At 55.5% G+C, this 16,123-nt stretch carries 14 protein-coding genes; 10 read left to right on the plus strand and 4 right to left on the minus strand.

Translation table 11 applies throughout. From position 1 onward, the window contains the following. Positions 1-9: 9 nt before the first annotated feature. Together fruK and fruB are read right to left on the minus strand one after the other, a co-directional pair. Positions 10-948, minus strand: a complete 939-nt coding sequence (fruK, locus tag AC0TN7_RS00710; RefSeq protein WP_008500936.1) for a 1-phosphofructokinase — start codon at positions 946-948, stop codon at positions 10-12. Next, a complete protein-coding gene (gene fruB / locus AC0TN7_RS00715) occupies positions 948-2,078 on the minus strand; it encodes a fused PTS fructose transporter subunit IIA/HPr protein (RefSeq protein ID WP_208763092.1) in 1,131 nt (376 codons plus the stop codon). Before fruB ends, fruK begins: the two co-directional genes overlap by 1 nt. Positions 2,079-2,439: 361 nt before the next feature. Between fruB and setB the strand changes: the two genes are divergently transcribed. Continuing rightward, positions 2,440-3,621 (plus strand): sugar efflux transporter SetB, encoded by a 1,182-nt coding sequence (gene setB / locus AC0TN7_RS00720; protein WP_157189479.1) that lies wholly within the window; start codon positions 2,440-2,442, stop codon positions 3,619-3,621. Here the strand turns inward: setB and AC0TN7_RS00725 are convergent. After that, on the minus strand, positions 3,618-3,872 hold the full coding sequence (locus AC0TN7_RS00725; RefSeq protein ID WP_032645293.1) for a YkgJ family cysteine cluster protein: 255 nt from the start codon (positions 3,870-3,872) through the stop codon (positions 3,618-3,620). The genes setB and AC0TN7_RS00725 overlap by 4 nt on opposite strands. Positions 3,873-4,035: 163 nt before the next feature. Between AC0TN7_RS00725 and yeiP the strand changes: the two genes are divergently transcribed. Next, entirely contained in the window at positions 4,036-4,608 is a 573-nt protein-coding gene (gene yeiP / locus AC0TN7_RS00730; protein ID WP_008500940.1) for an elongation factor P-like protein YeiP, read from the plus strand. 118 nt (positions 4,609-4,726) lie between these two features. On the opposite strand, the gene uxuA is transcribed toward yeiP, so the two are convergent. Further along, entirely contained in the window at positions 4,727-5,917 is a 1,191-nt protein-coding gene (gene uxuA, locus AC0TN7_RS00735; RefSeq protein ID WP_048991705.1) for a mannonate dehydratase, read from the minus strand. A gap of 205 nt (positions 5,918-6,122) precedes the next feature. Here uxuA and AC0TN7_RS00740 point away from each other — a divergent pair, with 205 nt between their 5' ends. The 8 genes from AC0TN7_RS00740 (at position 6,123) to AC0TN7_RS00775 (ending at position 16,123) form a co-directional block, all read left to right on the plus strand. Next, the gene (locus tag AC0TN7_RS00740) at positions 6,123-7,589 is read left to right on the plus strand and encodes a mannitol dehydrogenase family protein (protein WP_473701760.1); all 1,467 of its coding nucleotides are present in this window, start codon (positions 6,123-6,125) and stop codon (positions 7,587-7,589) included. 122 nt (positions 7,590-7,711) lie between these two features. Next, the gene (locus tag AC0TN7_RS00745) at positions 7,712-8,698 is read left to right on the plus strand and encodes a CobW family GTP-binding protein (RefSeq protein ID WP_024908179.1); all 987 of its coding nucleotides are present in this window, start codon (positions 7,712-7,714) and stop codon (positions 8,696-8,698) included. A 33-nt stretch (positions 8,699-8,731) separates the two neighbouring features. Next, positions 8,732-9,433: a phosphatase PAP2 family protein gene (locus AC0TN7_RS00750; RefSeq protein ID WP_032645294.1), complete on the plus strand. Its 702-nt coding sequence runs from the start codon at positions 8,732-8,734 to the stop codon at positions 9,431-9,433. Between the two features lie 427 nt (positions 9,434-9,860). Then, a complete protein-coding gene (mepS, locus tag AC0TN7_RS00755) occupies positions 9,861-10,430 on the plus strand; it encodes a bifunctional murein DD-endopeptidase/murein LD-carboxypeptidase (protein WP_008500946.1) in 570 nt (189 codons plus the stop codon). Positions 10,431-10,557: 127 nt separating this feature from the next. Continuing rightward, on the plus strand, positions 10,558-12,114 hold the full coding sequence (locus tag AC0TN7_RS00760; protein ID WP_473701761.1) for a cyclic di-GMP phosphodiesterase: 1,557 nt from the start codon (positions 10,558-10,560) through the stop codon (positions 12,112-12,114). Positions 12,115-12,188: 74 nt separating this feature from the next. After that, on the plus strand, positions 12,189-13,994 hold the full coding sequence (locus AC0TN7_RS00765) for an extracellular solute-binding protein (protein WP_463727108.1): 1,806 nt from the start codon (positions 12,189-12,191) through the stop codon (positions 13,992-13,994). Positions 13,995-14,003: 9 nt separating this feature from the next. Continuing rightward, complete coding sequence (locus AC0TN7_RS00770) at positions 14,004-15,098, plus strand: microcin C ABC transporter permease YejB (protein ID WP_024908182.1); 1,095 nt, start codon at positions 14,004-14,006, stop codon at positions 15,096-15,098. Then, a complete protein-coding gene (locus AC0TN7_RS00775; RefSeq protein WP_463727106.1) occupies positions 15,098-16,123 on the plus strand; it encodes an ABC transporter permease in 1,026 nt (341 codons plus the stop codon). Before AC0TN7_RS00770 ends, AC0TN7_RS00775 begins: the two co-directional genes overlap by 1 nt.

Here is a 16,123-nt window from a genome sequence, read left to right on the forward strand (position 1 = left end):
CTCCTGCTGTTAGTTAAAAGGTTTTAAGTCAACGCGCGCCATCATCGCGGCTAACTGGGTACGATCGGTAATACCGACATTGCTCTGGCTGACGGCCAGGGCAGCAACGGCAGTGGCAAGACGTAAAGTATGTTCACTGGATTCACGCATCAGCAGACCATAAATCAGGCCGCCAACCATGGAATCCCCTGCGCCAACGGTACTCACAACTTCCATTGACGGCGGTTTGGCGATCCATTCGCCAGACGCGTTAACCCACAACGCGCCTTCTGCACCAAGCGAGATCACTACGTGAGCGATACCCTGCTCGCGCAGCGCATGGGCAGCGTCAATCACATCTTTTAATTCTGGCAGCTTACGACCCGCCCAGATCTCCAGCTCGCGGCGATTCGGCTTCACCAGCCACGGCGAGGCTTTCAGGCCCGCAACCAGCGCATCGCGGCTGCTGTCAAAAATGATGCACGGGCACTGGCTGCGCAGGCGCGTCATCCAGTCGGTAAACGCTTCCGGGCTCACGCCGGACGGCAGGCTGCCGCTGACGCAGACCATGTCAAACTGACCGAGCCAGGTCAGAGAATCGTTCACAAAACGCTCCCAGTCTGACGGCGTCACTTCGAAGCCAGAGAAGTTCAGGTCAGTCACTTCACCGTCTTTCTCCGTCAGCTTAACGTTGATACGGGTACGGCCCTGAACAACCTGAAAACGGTTGGCAATGCCCAGCTCGCTGAACAGCTGCTGGAAACCATCCTGGTTATCTTTACCGAGGAATCCACCTACGGTGACGTCGATACCGAGATCCTTGAGCACTTTCGCGACGTTAATCCCTTTACCCGCAGCATGCAGGCCAGTGGTACGCACGAGGTTGACTTCGCCGCGCTCAATTTCCGGGCAAAATCCTACCAGGTCATAAGCCGGGTTCAGCGTAATAGTCGCAACACGTCTGCTCATTATGCGCCCTCCCCCAGACCCGCCGCGATGGCATCGCCAATCGCTTTCAGCGCCTGTTCAGCATCCGCACCCTGCGCGGTGAAACGCAGACGGTGCCCTTTCTTCACGCCCAGCGCGACAACTTTCATCAGACTACGGCCGTTGGCCGGTTTGCCCGTGCCATCAAGATTCGCCACGGTGATCTCACTCTCGAATTGTTTAATGGTATTCACCAGCATGGTGCCCGGACGGGCATGCAGGCCGTGCTCGTTACGTACCACGAACTCAGCGGTCTGCACGTCTTCAGTCGGCGCATCATCACTGGTCAGCAGTGCCAGCACGGTGGAGGCATCAGCGTTCAGCAGTTTTTCAGCTTTGTTGTTCAGCAGCAGTTCGCCCAGACGCTTCAGCACGGAAACCGGCTGTTCATCGTTCATCGCCACGGTCACCAGCATGGCTGCAGGCTCGCCTTCTACGTCAAACGCATTGGCCGCGCGGCTCACGGCGATAGCGCTGCGCAGGTTGCCTTCAGCACTGTCGTTCAGCCAGATACCCTGACCCAGATTCAACGGCTTATCGTTAATCACGCGCGTCACAAACGTGGCATCCGCCGCGCCGGCTTCTTTCAGACGGCCCGCGTTCAGCGCCTGCAGCGTCACCAGATCGGAGGCAACCACATCCAGCGTCAGCGTTTCATTATCCAGTTTCAGCGCTTCGCTCTGTTTTTCGCCCATCAGCAACGCACGCAGCTCTTCAGCTGTGGTGGCGGACTTAAGCTGTTCAGCCACATCGTCATCGCTCAGGACATGCGTCAGCTGACGCAGCAAGCCTAGGTGTTCGTCGCTGCTGGCCGCGATACCGATAGCCACATAGGCCACCTGACCGTCGCCCCAGAGCACGCCCTGCGGGAATTGATAAACCTTAACGCCGGTTTTCAACACCTGATCGCGGGTATCGGTTGTGCCGTGCGGAATGGCAATGCCATTGCCGAGGAAGGTTGAGGTCTGCTGCTCGCGCGCCAGCATGCCGTTGACATAGCCGTCCGCGACGTTACCCGCCTGCACAAGCGCAGCGGCAACCTGGCGAATAGCCTCTTCTTTATCCCCGGCCTGAGCGCCCGGGTGGATATCCTGAACAGATAACTGGAACATGGTTCTCCACTCCTGCTGAACTTGAATCGTTTCAGCTTTAATGAGAAAAAATGCGCTAGCCTGCTCCGTTTGTTAAAACAAGATAGCGCTGAAACGTTTCAAAAAGTCTTGCGCTTTCTGCAATGTCTTGCAAGTAAACTCGTATTTCCGATCTCAGAATTTAGAGATACAGCACATTTCTTCTTCCTTCAGCTGAATTTTGCTGAAGTTCAGCAAGACAGTTTCAGCTAAGGTCAGCCCGGTGAAGTGTAAGTTGAAATGCCATTTTGATTTTTCGTGGCATCATTGACCGCACCCACTGTTTATTTTTTAGCTGACGGCGTAAACTCCGCCCCTCTCTGCTACTCGCTAATTATAAAACATGCATAACACCCCTGCGGCGGTCTCGCCGAAGCCCTTTGATTTGACCTCTGCGGCATTCCTGGTTGTTGCCTTCTTCACGGGCATTGCCGGTGCGTTACAGACGCCGACATTGAGCTTATTCCTCACAAATGAGGTTCACGTCCGTCCGGCGATGGTAGGCTTCTTTTTTACCGGAAGCGCCATCATCGGCATCCTGGTCAGTCAGTTTCTGGCGGGGCGATCCGACAGAAAAGGCGATCGTAAAAGCCTGATTGTTTTCTGCTGTCTGCTGGGGGTCATGGCCTGCGTTCTGTTTGCCTGGAACCGCAACTATTTCATTCTGCTCTTCGTCGGGGTATTTCTGAGCAGCTTTGGCTCAACGGCGAACCCTCAGCTGTTCGCCCTTGCCCGCGAACACGCCGACCATACCGGACGTGAAGCGGTGATGTTCAGCTCTGTCCTGCGTGCGCAGGTATCGCTGGCATGGGTGATTGGTCCGCCGCTGGCCTACGCGCTGGCGATGGGTTTTGGTTTTACGGTGATGTACCTGAGTGCGGCCGTTGCGTTTGTGGCGTGCGGCGCGCTGGTGTGGTTCTTCCTGCCGTCCATGCGCAAAGAGCCGAAAGTGGCAACGGGCGTGCTGGAAGCGCCGCGCCGTAACCGCCGCGATGCCCTGCTCCTGTTTGTTATCTGCACGCTGATGTGGGGCACCAACAGCCTGTATATCATCAATATGCCGCTGTTTATTATTGATGAACTGCACCTGTCGGAGAAGCTGGCGGGCATCATGATGGGCACCGCGGCCGGGCTTGAGATCCCGACGATGCTCATCGCGGGCTATTACGCTAAGCGCTTCGGAAAGCGGTTTTTAATGCGCATCGCCGCTGTCGCCGGTCTGCTGTTTTATATCGGTATGCTGACGGTACATACGCCTGGGCTGTTGCTGGCGTTACAGCTGCTGAACGCCATCTATATTGGCATTCTCGCCGGGATAGGCATGCTCTATTTCCAGGATCTGATGCCGGGTCAGGCAGGCTCAGCCACCACCCTTTATACTAATACCACCCGCGTGGGCTGGATTATCGCGGGCTCAATGGCCGGTGTCGTGGCCGAAATCTGGAACTATCACACGGTGTTCTGGATTGCGCTGGTGATGTGTACGCTGACGATGGGCTGCCTGGCGAGAATTAAAGACGTTTAAGGCGCGGTGAGCGTTTCAAGTTCAAGAAGGTACGTCATCGCCTGCTCTCGCGTGCTGCCGCACATTTCGGCAGCGGGCTGAAGCCCGGAGCAGACTTTCGGGCGCAACGGTGAGCCAAAGATCATGCACAGGTTGGTTTCCGAGAGCTGAACGCAGCGGGTATTGGCAGGCTTGCCCTCGGGCATTCCTGGAATGGGGCTTGAAATGGACGGTGCAGTACAGCACGCGCCACAATCGGGACGGCAATCCATAAATGCTCTCTTTCGCTGACGATCGCCCGCGAGTCGGGCATCGCGCGCACAGTAACACCTTTTGCGTATTGATAGCAAAAGCCACGAATTCCTCTTGCCTGAAAGGCCGCGCGCGAGTAATTTGGCGCGATATTTTTTACCTCCCGTAAACAGGATTACTGCAATGCCAAGAGCGAACGAAATTAAGAAAGGTATGGTGCTGAATTACAACGGCAAACTGCTGATTGTGAAAGATATCGACATTCAGGCCCCGAGCGCCCGTGGTGCAGCAACGCTGTACAAAATGCGTTTCGCCGATGTGCGTACCGGCCTGAAAGTGGAAGAGCGCTTTAAAGGTGACGATATCGTCGATACCGTGACCCTGACCCGTCGCTATGTTGATTTCTCCTACATCGACGGCAACGAATACGTGTTCATGGATAAAGAAGATTACACCCCGTACATCTTCACCAAAGATCAGATTGAAGAAGAGCTGCTGTTTATCCCTGAAGGCGGCATGCCTGACATGCAGGTTCTGACCTGGGACGGCGTACTGCTGGCGCTGGAACTGCCTCAGACCGTCGATCTGGAAATCGTTGAAACGGCGCCTGGCATCAAAGGCGCATCCGCCAGTGCCCGCAACAAACCGGCTACCCTGACGACCGGCCTGGTTGTGCAGGTACCGGAATACCTCTCTGCTGGCGAGAAGATCCGCATCCATATCGAAGAAAAACGCTATATGGGTCGCGCTGACTGATTGCGGCGTTTGTCGGGTGGCGCTATGCTTACCCGACCCACGAAAAAAACCGGCCCTGAAGCCGGTTTTTGTGTTTTTGTAGGCCGGGTAAGGCGAAGCCGCCACCCGGCAACTCCGGTTACAGAAGTTCCGGATACTTCGTCATTTTCAGCGCCAGCTCAACGCCGCGCACTTCCGCCATGCCTTTAAGACGGCCAATCGCCGAATAGCCCGGGTTGGTTTTCTTACGCAGATCGTCCAGCATCTGGTGACCGTGATCCGGACGGAACGGGATAGGACGCACATCGCCCGCCTGCTTACGACGCGCCTCTTCCGCCAGAATGGCGTCTACCACCGCCACCATATTCACATCGCCGCCCAGGTGCGCCGCCTCGTGGAAGGTTTTTGGATTCTCTTCGCGGCAGGTCGCGCGCAGATGCGTGAAGTGGATACGATCGCCGAAGGTTTCAATCATCCGCACAAGGTCGTTATCCGCACGCACGCCGTAGGAGCCGGTACACATGGTAAAGCCGTTATAGATGCTGTTTACCGTCTCTTTCAGCCACTGCATATCTTCAATCGTAGACACGATACGCGGCAGGCCGAGGATAGGACGTGGTGGATCGTCCGGATGCACGGCCAGGCGAACCCCTACCTCTTCCGCAACCGGCACGATAGCGCGCAGGAAATACGCCATGTTTTCACGCAGTTGCTGCTTATCAATATCGCCGTATTCCGCCAGGCGCGCGCGGAACTGATCCAGCGTATACCCTTCTTCAGCCCCGGGCAGGCCCGCAATAATATTACGGGTCAGCTTTTCGATGTCCGCGTCACTGGCAGCGTTAAACCACGCGCGCGCCTGCTGCTGCTCTTCCGCGGTGTAATCCGCTTCGGCGCCAGGGCGTTTCAGAATGTGCAGCTCGAATGCCGCAAAGGCAATCTGATCGAAACGCAGCGCTTTCGAGCCGTCCGGCATCTGATATTCAAGGTCGGTTCGCGTCCAGTCGAGGATAGGCATGAAGTTATAGCAGACCGTATCAATGCCGCAGGCCGCAAGGTTACGGATGCTCTGCTGGTAGTTAGCAATCCAGGTCTGGTACTCCCCTGAATGGGTTTTGATATCTTCATGAACCGGAATGCTTTCTACCACAGACCAGGTTAATCCCTTCTCCGCCAGCAGCGCCTGACGCGTCTGTATTTCCTCTACCGGCCAGACCTGACCGTTTGGAATATGATGCAGCGCCGTGACGACACCCGTTGCGCCAGCCTGACGCACATCATCAAGAGAAACCGGATCGTTCGGCCCGTACCAACGCCAGGTTTGTTCCATTGCCTCACCCTCTTAAGTTGTTATACCAATATGTGCTACTGCAATGACGACTACCATACATGTTTGCCGTAAAGGGTCAATACACCGCCACACATTGATTGATCAAACTCACATAACGGGGATATTTACGGCTTACCAATTTTATTTGCTGTCATATAACTTTACACTAGCATTGTTAATTAATGGTTAATCAGGTGTGTATCTCATGAAGACAATTGCCTCCACCGCCCTTCCTGCCCGGGTTCAGCAACCGCGCTACGATCGCCAGTCATTACGCTCCCGCATCGTCCACTTTGGCTTTGGCGCGTTTCACCGTGCGCACCAGGCATTGTTAACAAATCGGGTGCTGAATGAAAAAGGCGGCGACTGGGGGATTTGTGAGATTAGCCTTTTCAGCGGCGATGTGCTGATGAGCCAGCTGCGCGCGCAGGATCATCTGTTCACCGTGCTGGAAAAAGGGGCTGAAGGAAATGAGGCCATTATCGTCGGTGCCGTCCATGAATGCCTGAATGCAAAGCTGGACTCCCTGCCCGCTATTATTGAGAAATTTTGTGAGCCTCAGGTCGCGATTGTCTCGCTCACCATCACGGAAAAAGGCTATTGCATCGATCCCGCGACCGGAAAACTCGATCTGAATAACCCCCGGATCGTCCACGACCTTGAAAACCCCTCCGAGCCACATTCGGCCCCAGGGATCCTGGTCGAAGCCCTCCACCGCCGCCGCGAGCGCGGCTTGCCTGCGTTTACCGTGCTGTCCTGCGACAATATCCCTGACAACGGGCACGTGGTGAAAAACGCGGTGCTGGGCATGGCGCAAAAACGTTCCGCAGGGTTATCTGAATGGATTGATAGCCACGTGAGTTTCCCGGGGACGATGGTCGACAGGATTGTGCCCGCCGCAACGGAGGCCTCGCTGGCGGAAATCACCGACGCGCTCGGCGTGGAAGATCCGTGCGCCATCAGCTGCGAGCCGTTCATTCAGTGGGTCGTAGAAGATAATTTTGTCGCCGGGCGTCCCGAGTGGGAAGTCGCGGGTGTCCAGATGGTGCAGGATGTGCTGCCGTGGGAGCAGATGAAATTACGCATGCTCAACGGCAGCCACTCTTTCCTGGCGTATCTGGGGTACCTCGCGGGCTACGCCCATATAAATGAATGCATGGAGGACGCGGCGTTCCGTGAAGCAGCCCGTCGGCTGATGCTGGACGAGCAGGCCCCCACGTTGCGCGTCAAGGATGTCGACCTCACGGCATACGCCGATAGCCTGATCGAACGCTTTGCCAACCCGGCCCTCCAGCATCGGACCTGGCAAATCGCGATGGACGGTAGCCAGAAGCTGCCCCAAAGAATGCTGGACGGGATCCGCGTTCATCTTGAGCGAAATACGCCGTGGTCGCTGCTGGCCCTGGGCGTGGCCGGCTGGATACGCTACGTCAGCGGTACCGACGAACGTGGAAACGCGATTGACGTACGCGATCCACTTAGCGATAAAATCCGCGCCATCGTCAATGCCAGCAGCGACGCCAACCGCGTCCACGCGCTGCTGGGGCTGAGCGAGGTCTTTGGTCACGATCTTGCGCATAATCGCGTTTTTGTGGAGGCTGTCAGCCAGGCCTATGAGCGCATTACCCGCCACGGCGCGCGTCAGGCTGTTATCGAAACGTTAAATCTTTAACGATTATTGCGCTTAATGCGAACGGATGAGGCCTCCGTTCGCCCTTCCCCTTCTCACAGGGCACGTTTTTCGCCAGGATAGAGAATAGTGTTATAGCATCACCATTCTCATCCGGAGCGCACGTGACCAAAACCAACCTCATCACCGGTTTTCTCGGCAGCGGTAAAACCACCTCAATTCTCCACCTGCTGGCAAATAAAGATCCGGCCGAGAAATGGGCCGTGCTGGTCAATGAATTTGGCGAAGTGGGCATTGACGGCGCGCTGCTGTCATCCAGCGGCGCAATGATTAAAGAGATCCCCGGCGGGTGCATGTGCTGCGTCAATGGCCTGCCGATGCAGGTCGGGCTCAATACCCTGCTGCGTCAGGGCAAACCTGACCGCCTGCTGATTGAACCCACCGGGCTGGGTCACCCGAAGCAGATCCTCGATCTACTGACCGCCCCGGTTTACGAGCCGTGGATCGATCTGCGCGCCACCCTGTGCCTGCTCGATCCGCGTCAGCTTCTGGATGACAAGTCGCTGGCCAATGAGAACTTCCGCGATCAGCTCGCCTCGGCTGACGTTATAGTCGCGAATAAAGCCGATCGCGCCACGGCTGAAAGCCAGGCCGCGCTGGAGTCGTGGTGGCAGCATTTCGGCGGCAATCGCACGCGGGTGCAGGCCACCCAGGGGAATATTGATAGCGCCCTGCTTGACCTTCCACGTCTGAACCTCACCGCGTTGCCCGCCAGCGCGGAGCATGCGCACAGTCACCCGGTTAAGCAGGGCCTGGCAGCCCTGAGTCTGCCGGAGCACCAGCGCTGGCGCCGTAACCTGAACAGCGGTCAGGGATATCAGGCCTGCGGGTGGATTTTTGATGCTGAAACCGTTTTCGACACCATCGGGATCCTCGAGTGGGCCCGACTTGCGCCCGTCGATCGCGTGAAAGGGATCATGCGCACGCCAGACGGGCTGGTGCGAATCAACCGTCAGGGCGACGATTTCTTTATTGAAACGCAAAATGTGGCGCCGCCTGACAGCCGTATAGAGTTAATTAGTGCGGTTAACGCCGACTGGAATGCCCTCCAGTCCAGCCTGTTGAGGATTCGTTTAAGTTCAGGCGGCTAACGTTGCCCCTGTTTTCACACTATACAGAACGTTATGACAACTCGATTTCCCCTGATATTACTGCTTAATGTCGCCGGTCTGGCGCTTTTCTTCTCCTGGTATATCCCGGCGGATCATGGTTTCTGGTTCCCGCTGGATTCTGCCATTTTCCACTTCTTCAACCAGGAGCTGGTGAAGAGCAACGCGTTCCTGTGGCTGGTAGCAATTACCAACAACCGCGCCTTCGACGGCTTCTCGCTGCTGGCGATGGGCTGCCTGATGCTCTCTTTCTGGCTGAAAGAGGACAAAGCCGGGCGCCGGCGTATTCTGATTATCGGTCTGGTGATGCTGCTATTTGCCGTCGTCATTAACCAGCTGGCCACCGCGATTATTCCGGTTAAGCGCTCCAGCCCAACGCTATTTTTCACCGATATTTATCGCGTGAGTGAACTGCTGCATATTCCAACAAAAGATGCGTCGAAGGACAGTTTCCCCGGCGATCACGGCATGATGCTGCTTATTTTTTCCGCAATTATGCTTCGCTATTTCGGCAGAAAAGCGTTTGCCATAGCCCTGATTATTTTTGTGGTTTTTGCCTTCCCGCGCGTAATGATTGGCGCTCACTGGTTCACCGATATTGCCGTCGGTTCGCTCTCCGTTGCGCTGATTGCGCTGCCGTGGTGTTTGATGACCCCACTGAGCGACAGGATAATAGCGCTGTTCGATCGTTACCTTCCCGGTAAAACGCAACAATAATTGAACAAATAACTAACCTAAATTAACGTGAGCTATCAGGGATCGACATGATCCCTGATAGCCTTCCCGCCACGATCTTTTCCCAGTGTCATATTCTTGTCATCACATTCATGATAAAAATGAAGCAATTGCGCGATAAAGCCTCGGATCTGACCGCATTTTAAGCAATTACGGATTTTTACTTTCTGTATCACATTTTCTTATAAAAAAAAGGCTTTTTTTACTCGCAATACCCCTGGCAATCGGTTAATCTCGAACTCGTTTTGCCCCATAGGGATAATTATTTCGATGGTGAATAATTTTGTGCGCTATGCCACAAATGTGACCAGAAAGAATTGTCTCAATGTGAACAGATAATTAGTCTCGTCACGTTTGGCATTTTTATAACGATATTTGTCGTTAAGGACTTCAAGGGATAATAAACAAAATGGTCAAATCTCAACCGTTTCTGAGATATATCTTACGGGGGATCCCGGCGATAGCAGTCGCGGTACTGTTATCTGCATGTAGTACATCGAACACCGCAAAGAATATGCATCCTGAGACGCGTGTTGTGGGAATGGAAGATTCCTCGTCACTGCAAGCCTCTCAGGATGAATTTGAAAATATGGTACGTAATCTGGACGTGAAGTCCCGCATTATGGACCAGTATGCTGACTGGAAAGGCGTGCGCTATCGTCTTGGCGGCAGCACAAAAACAGGTATTGATTGTTCCGGTTTTGTACAGCGTACGTTCCGTGAGCAATTTGGGTTAGATCTTCCGCGTTCAACCTATGAACAGCAGGAGATGGGCAAGTCGATTTCACGTACCAAACTGCGCACCGGTGATTTAGTCCTGTTCCGTGCCGGTTCTACAGGTCGACATGTTGGCATCTACATTGGTAACGACCAGTTCGTACATGCCTCCACCAGCAGCGGTGTGACCATTTCCAGCATGAATGAACCGTACTGGAAGAAGCGCTACAACGAAGCACGCCGCGTACTGACCCGCAGTTAATATGACTATTGTATCGTTGGTTATCCCTTGGCTGACGATATGATGAAAAAAAGCACTGCTTCGGCAGTGTTTTTTTTTGCCCATTACACTGAATACATCCAGCGGCATTTCAGGAATCACGACGTCTATGTTCACCCGCTACTTCTCCAGCAATCGCAAGATATTAATCCTCAGCATTATCACAGGCCTGATCGCCGCCCTGCTCCTGGGTTCATTGCAATTTTTCTGGAGCTACCACAAGCGGGAAGTCAAATTCGACACCCTGATCCGCGATGTGAGCATCTATATGGAGAGCTATTTCGATGAGTTAAAAAACGCTGTCGACACCCTCCAGCCGCTTACGTTAAACAGCTGTCACGACGTCAATCAGGAACTCACCTCGCGCGCGGCCTTTAGCATTAACGTTCGCGCGTTCCTGCTGGTCAGAGACAAAATGGCGTTCTGTTCTTCCGCCACAGGCCCGATGAATTTCCCGATGGAGGAGCTGATACCCGAGCTGCATATCGATAAGCAGATTGATATGGCATTGCTTCCAGGCACCCCTATGTTGCCCAATAAGCCTGCCATTGCCATCTGGTACCGTAACCCCTTAGTGAAGGACGGTGGCGTGTTCACCTCGGTGAATATCAATCTGACGCCTTACCTGCTCTACACCGCGCGCCAGGACGAATTCACCGGTATAGCCATCATCATTGGCGATCATGCGCTGTCAACGCGGTCCAGCACGCTGGTTAACGCGAGCGATCTGCATGAAATCCCGGTCCGGGCCGCGACGCTGAAAGGCATCCCCCTGACCATCAACCTGTATGCGGACGCATGGACCAGCGATGAAATTCTCTACGCCGTGTTCTTCGGGCTGGTCTGCGGCATTTGTGCCGGTTCGCTCAACTACTACATCCTCAGCATTCGGCTCAACCCGGGTAAAGAGATTTTAAGCGCCATCAAGCGCGGCCAGTTTTACGTGGTCTATCAGCCCGTCGTTGATGCCAAATCGCTCAAAATGACCGGGCTTGAAGTGCTGATGCGCTGGAAGCACCCGACAATGGGGGAAATTCCGCCTGACGCGTTTATCAATTTTGCCGAAGCGCAGAAGCTGATCGTGCCGCTGACGCTGCATCTCTTTGACCTTATCATTCACGATGCTCCCGTATTACAAACGCTGTTACCTCCGGGCGCAAAGGTGGGCATCAACATTGCGCCGGGGCATCTGCATGCGGAAAGCTTCAAGGACGATATGCGCACCTTCAAAGCGCTACTGCCGCCGGATTATTTCCAGATCGTGCTGGAAATTACCGAACGTGACATGCTGAATCATCGGGAAGCCAACAGCCTCTTCGAATGGCTGCATAACGAAGGGTTTGAAATCGCCATTGATGATTTTGGTACCGGCCACAGCGCGCTAATTTATCTTGAGCATTTCACCATGGACTACCTCAAAATCGACCGTGGTTTTGTGAATGCGATCGGTACTGAGACCGTGACGTCGCCGGTGCTGGATGCCGTTCTGACGCTGGCAAGACGACTGAATATGTCGACCGTCGCCGAAGGGGTGGAGACGCCGGAACAGGCGGCCTGGCTGCGCGAACACGACGTTAACTTCCTGCAGGGATACTGGATTAGCCGTCCGATGCCGCTGGCGCAGTTCCGCGAATGGCGTCCTGATATTTCGCCCGAGGGCGATTAATTTCACATTGTCCGCGACGTCACTTATTATTCAGCTTAACCGAGCCGGTCTGTAAAAGAGGGAGCCGCCGCGAGATGCTTATGCGCTTTATGTTGCTGATGTTGGCATTCACCAGCCTGTCCAGCCAGGCGCAAGCCATCAAAGAAAATATCGCCTTCGCGGTGATTGGCGAGCCGAAATACGCGGTCAATTTTACGCACTTCGATTACGTCAACCCTGCCGCGCCGAAGGGCGGTAAGGTGACGCTTTCCGCCACGGGAACCTTCGACAACTTCAACCGCTTCGCCCTGCGCGGCGTGGCGGCGGCGCGGACGGAATCGCTTTACGATACGCTCTTTGTCACGTCTGACGATGAACCCGGCAGCTACTATCCGCTGATTGCCGAGAACGTGCGTTACGCCGATAACTTCGCCTGGGCGGAAATCTCGCTTAACCCGCGGGCACGTTTTCACGATGGCACGCCGGTGAAGGCCAGCGACGTCGCGTTCACCTTCCATAAATTTATGACCGAAGGCGTGCCCCAGTTCCGCATCGTATATAAGGGCGCGTCCGTCAGAGCCATTGCGCCGCTCACCGTGCGCATCGAGCTGAGTGACCCCAACAAAGAGAACATGCTGAGCCTGTTCTCGCTGCCGATAATGCCTGAATCGTTCTGGAAAAATCATAAGCTAAGCGATCCCCTTTCGACTCCCCCACTGGCTGGCGGCCCTTACCGCATTACCGACTGGCGCATGGGGCAATATGTCGTCTATTCCCGCGTCAAAGACTACTGGGCGGCCAATCTACCGGTAAACCGCGGACGCTGGAACTTCGACACCCTTCGCTATGATTACTACCTCGACGATAACGTGGCGTTTGAAGCGTTCAAAGCCGGGGCCTTCGATTTGCGCGTCGAGAGCAGCGCCAAAAACTGGGCGACCCGCTATATCGGCAAAAATTTCGCAAAAGGCTATATCGTCAAAGACGAGCACAAAAATGAGTCTGCCCAGGACACCCGCTGGCTGGCGTTTAATATTCAGCGTCCGGTATTTAATGACCGCCGGGTGCGGGAAGCCATCTCCCTGGCCTTTGATTTTGAGTGGATGAACAAAGCGCTGTTTTACGGTGCCTACAGCCGCGCTAACAGCTATTTTCAGAATACCGAGTACGCCGCGCGCGATTACCCGAAAGCCGACGAGCTGGTCCTGCTGGCGCCGCTAAAAGCGGAGGTTCCGCCGCAGGTGTTCACCACCGTGTTTCAGCCGCCCGCATCAAAGGGTGACGGCTACGACCGTGACAACCTGCTGAAGGCCAGCAAGCTGCTGGATGACGCGGGCTGGCACCTGAAAAATCAAAAGCGTGTGGATGCCAAAACGGGTAAGCCGCTCAGCTTTGAGCTGCTGCTCTCGTCCGGAGGCAACGATCAGTGGGTGCTGCCGTTTAAGCACAATCTTGAGCGGCTGGGCGTGACCATGAACATTCGCCAGGTGGATAACGCGCAGATCACCAGCCGCATGCGCAGCCGTGATTACGACATGATGCAGCGCCTGTGGCCCGCCCAGCCGTGGCCCAGCTCGGACCTGCAAATCTCCTGGGCCTCCAGCTACATCGACTCCTCGTACAACGCGCCGGGGGTTAAAAGCCCGGCGATTGATGCGCTCATTGCGAAAATCGTGGCGGCGCAGGGGGATAAAGAAAAGCTCCTGCCGCTCGGGCGCGCCCTCGACAGGGTCTTAACCTGGAACTACTACATGCTGCCGATGTGGTATATGGGCGAAGATCGCCTTGCGCGCTGGGATAAGTTCTCCGTGCCTGCCGTGCGCCCTGTCTACTCCCTGGGCTTTGATACCTGGTGGTATGACGTTAACAAAGCCGCCAGACTTCCCGCTGAGCGGCGATAAGGAATTATCATGGGTGCCTATCTTCTCCGCCGTCTGCTGCTGGTCATCCCCACCCTGTGGGCCATCATCACGATTAACTTTTTTATCGTGCAAATCGCCCCCGGTGGGCCGGTCGATCAGGCCATTGCCGCCATTGAATTTGGCAACAGCGGCGGCATGCCCGGCGGCGGCGGTGAAGGGATGGGCGCCAGCCATGCGCGAACCGGCGTAGGGAATATCAGTGAAAGCCACTACCGCGGCGGACGCGGGCTGGATCCGGAAGTGATCGCCGAGATCACCCACCGCTACGGCTTTGACAAACCGATTCACGAGCGCTATTTCAAAATGCTCTGGGATTACATCCGCTTCGATTTTGGCGATAGCCTGTTTCGCAGTGCGTCAGTGCTGACGCTGATCAAGCAAAGCCTGCCGGTTTCGATCACGCTGGGGCTGTGGGGAACGCTGATTATCTATCTGGTCTCTATTCCGCTCGGGATCCGCAAAGCGGTGTACAACGGCAGCCGGTTCGATATCTGGAGCAGCACGTTCATCATTATTGGCTATGCCATCCCGGCGTTTCTGTTTGCCGTCCTGCTGATCGTCTTTTTTGCCGGGGGAAGCTATTTCGACCTCTTCCCGCTGCGGGGGCTGGTTTCCGCCGATTTCAGCTCCCTACCGTGGTATCAGAAAATCACCGACTACCTCTGGCATATCACGCTGCCGGTGCTGGCCACGGTCATCGGCGGGTTTGCGGCCCTGACCATGTTGACCAAAAACGCCTTTCTCGATGAAATTCGTAAACAGTACGTCGTCACGGCCCGCGCCAAGGGCGTGAGCGAGAAGCAGATCATGTGGAAACACGTGTTTCGCAACGCCATGCTGCTGGTGATCGCCGGATTTCCGGCCACGTTCATCGGCATGTTTTTTACCGGCTCGCTGCTGATAGAGGTGATGTTTTCGCTCAACGGCCTGGGGCTGCTGGGCTATGAGGCTACCGTGTCGCGCGATTATCCGGTGATGTTTGGCACACTCTATATTTTCACCCTGATTGGCCTGCTGCTGAATATCATCAGTGATATCAGCTATACGCTGGTCGATCCCCGAATCGATTTTGAGGGCCGCTGATGCCGCGTTTAAGCCCCGTCAACCAGGCCCGCTGGGCCCGTTTTCGCCACAACCGCCGCGGCTACTGGTCGCTGTGGATTTTTGCCGTGCTGTTTGCCTTAAGCATGTGTTCGGAGCTGATCGCCAACGACAAACCGCTGCTGGTGCATTTTAACGACCGCTGGTACGTGCCGGTTATCGCCAGCTACACCGAAAGCGACTTTGGCGGCCCGTTTGCGACCCCGGCTGAATATCAGGATCCGTGGCTTCGCGATCAAATCGACAGGCACGGCTGGGCGCTCTGGGCACCGGTGCGCTTTGGCGCAAACAGCATTAACTTCGCCACCACGACCCCCTTCCCTTCCCCGCCCTCCACGCAAAACTGGCTGGGAACCGATGCGAACGGCGGCGACGTGCTGGCCCGCATCCTGTACGGCACGCGAATCTCGCTTCTCTTTGGGCTGATGCTGACGATCTTCTCAAGCGTAATGGGCGTCGTGGCGGGTGCCGTTCAGGGCTACTACGGCGGGAAAATTGACCTGTGGGGCCAGCGGATTATTGAAGTCTGGTCAGGCATGCCGACGCTGTTTCTGATCATCCTGCTTTCCAGCGTCGTACAGCCCAACTTCTGGTGGCTATTAGGCATCACCGTCCTGTTCGGCTGGATGGCGCTGGTGGGCGTGGTGCGGGCGGAGTTTCTGCGCACCCGCAATTTCGACTATATTCGCGCCGCGCAGGCCCTTGGCGTGAGTGACCGCGGGATCATTTTCCGCCATATGCTGCCCAACGCGGTGGTAGCAACGCTCACCTTCCTGCCGTTTATTCTGTGCAGCTCCATCACCACCCTCACTTCGCTGGATTTTCTTGGTTTCGGGCTACCGCTGGGTTCCCCGTCGCTCGGCGAACTGCTGCTGCAGGGTAAAAACAACCTGCAGGCACCGTGGTTAGGCATCGCCGCCTTTCTTTCCGTGGCCGTGTTGCTGTCGCTGCTGATTTTTATTGGCGAAGCCGTGCGCGATGCCTTCGATCCGAACAAGGCGGTATAA

This window comes from Enterobacter sp. PL_is511 (genome assembly GCF_055816065.1).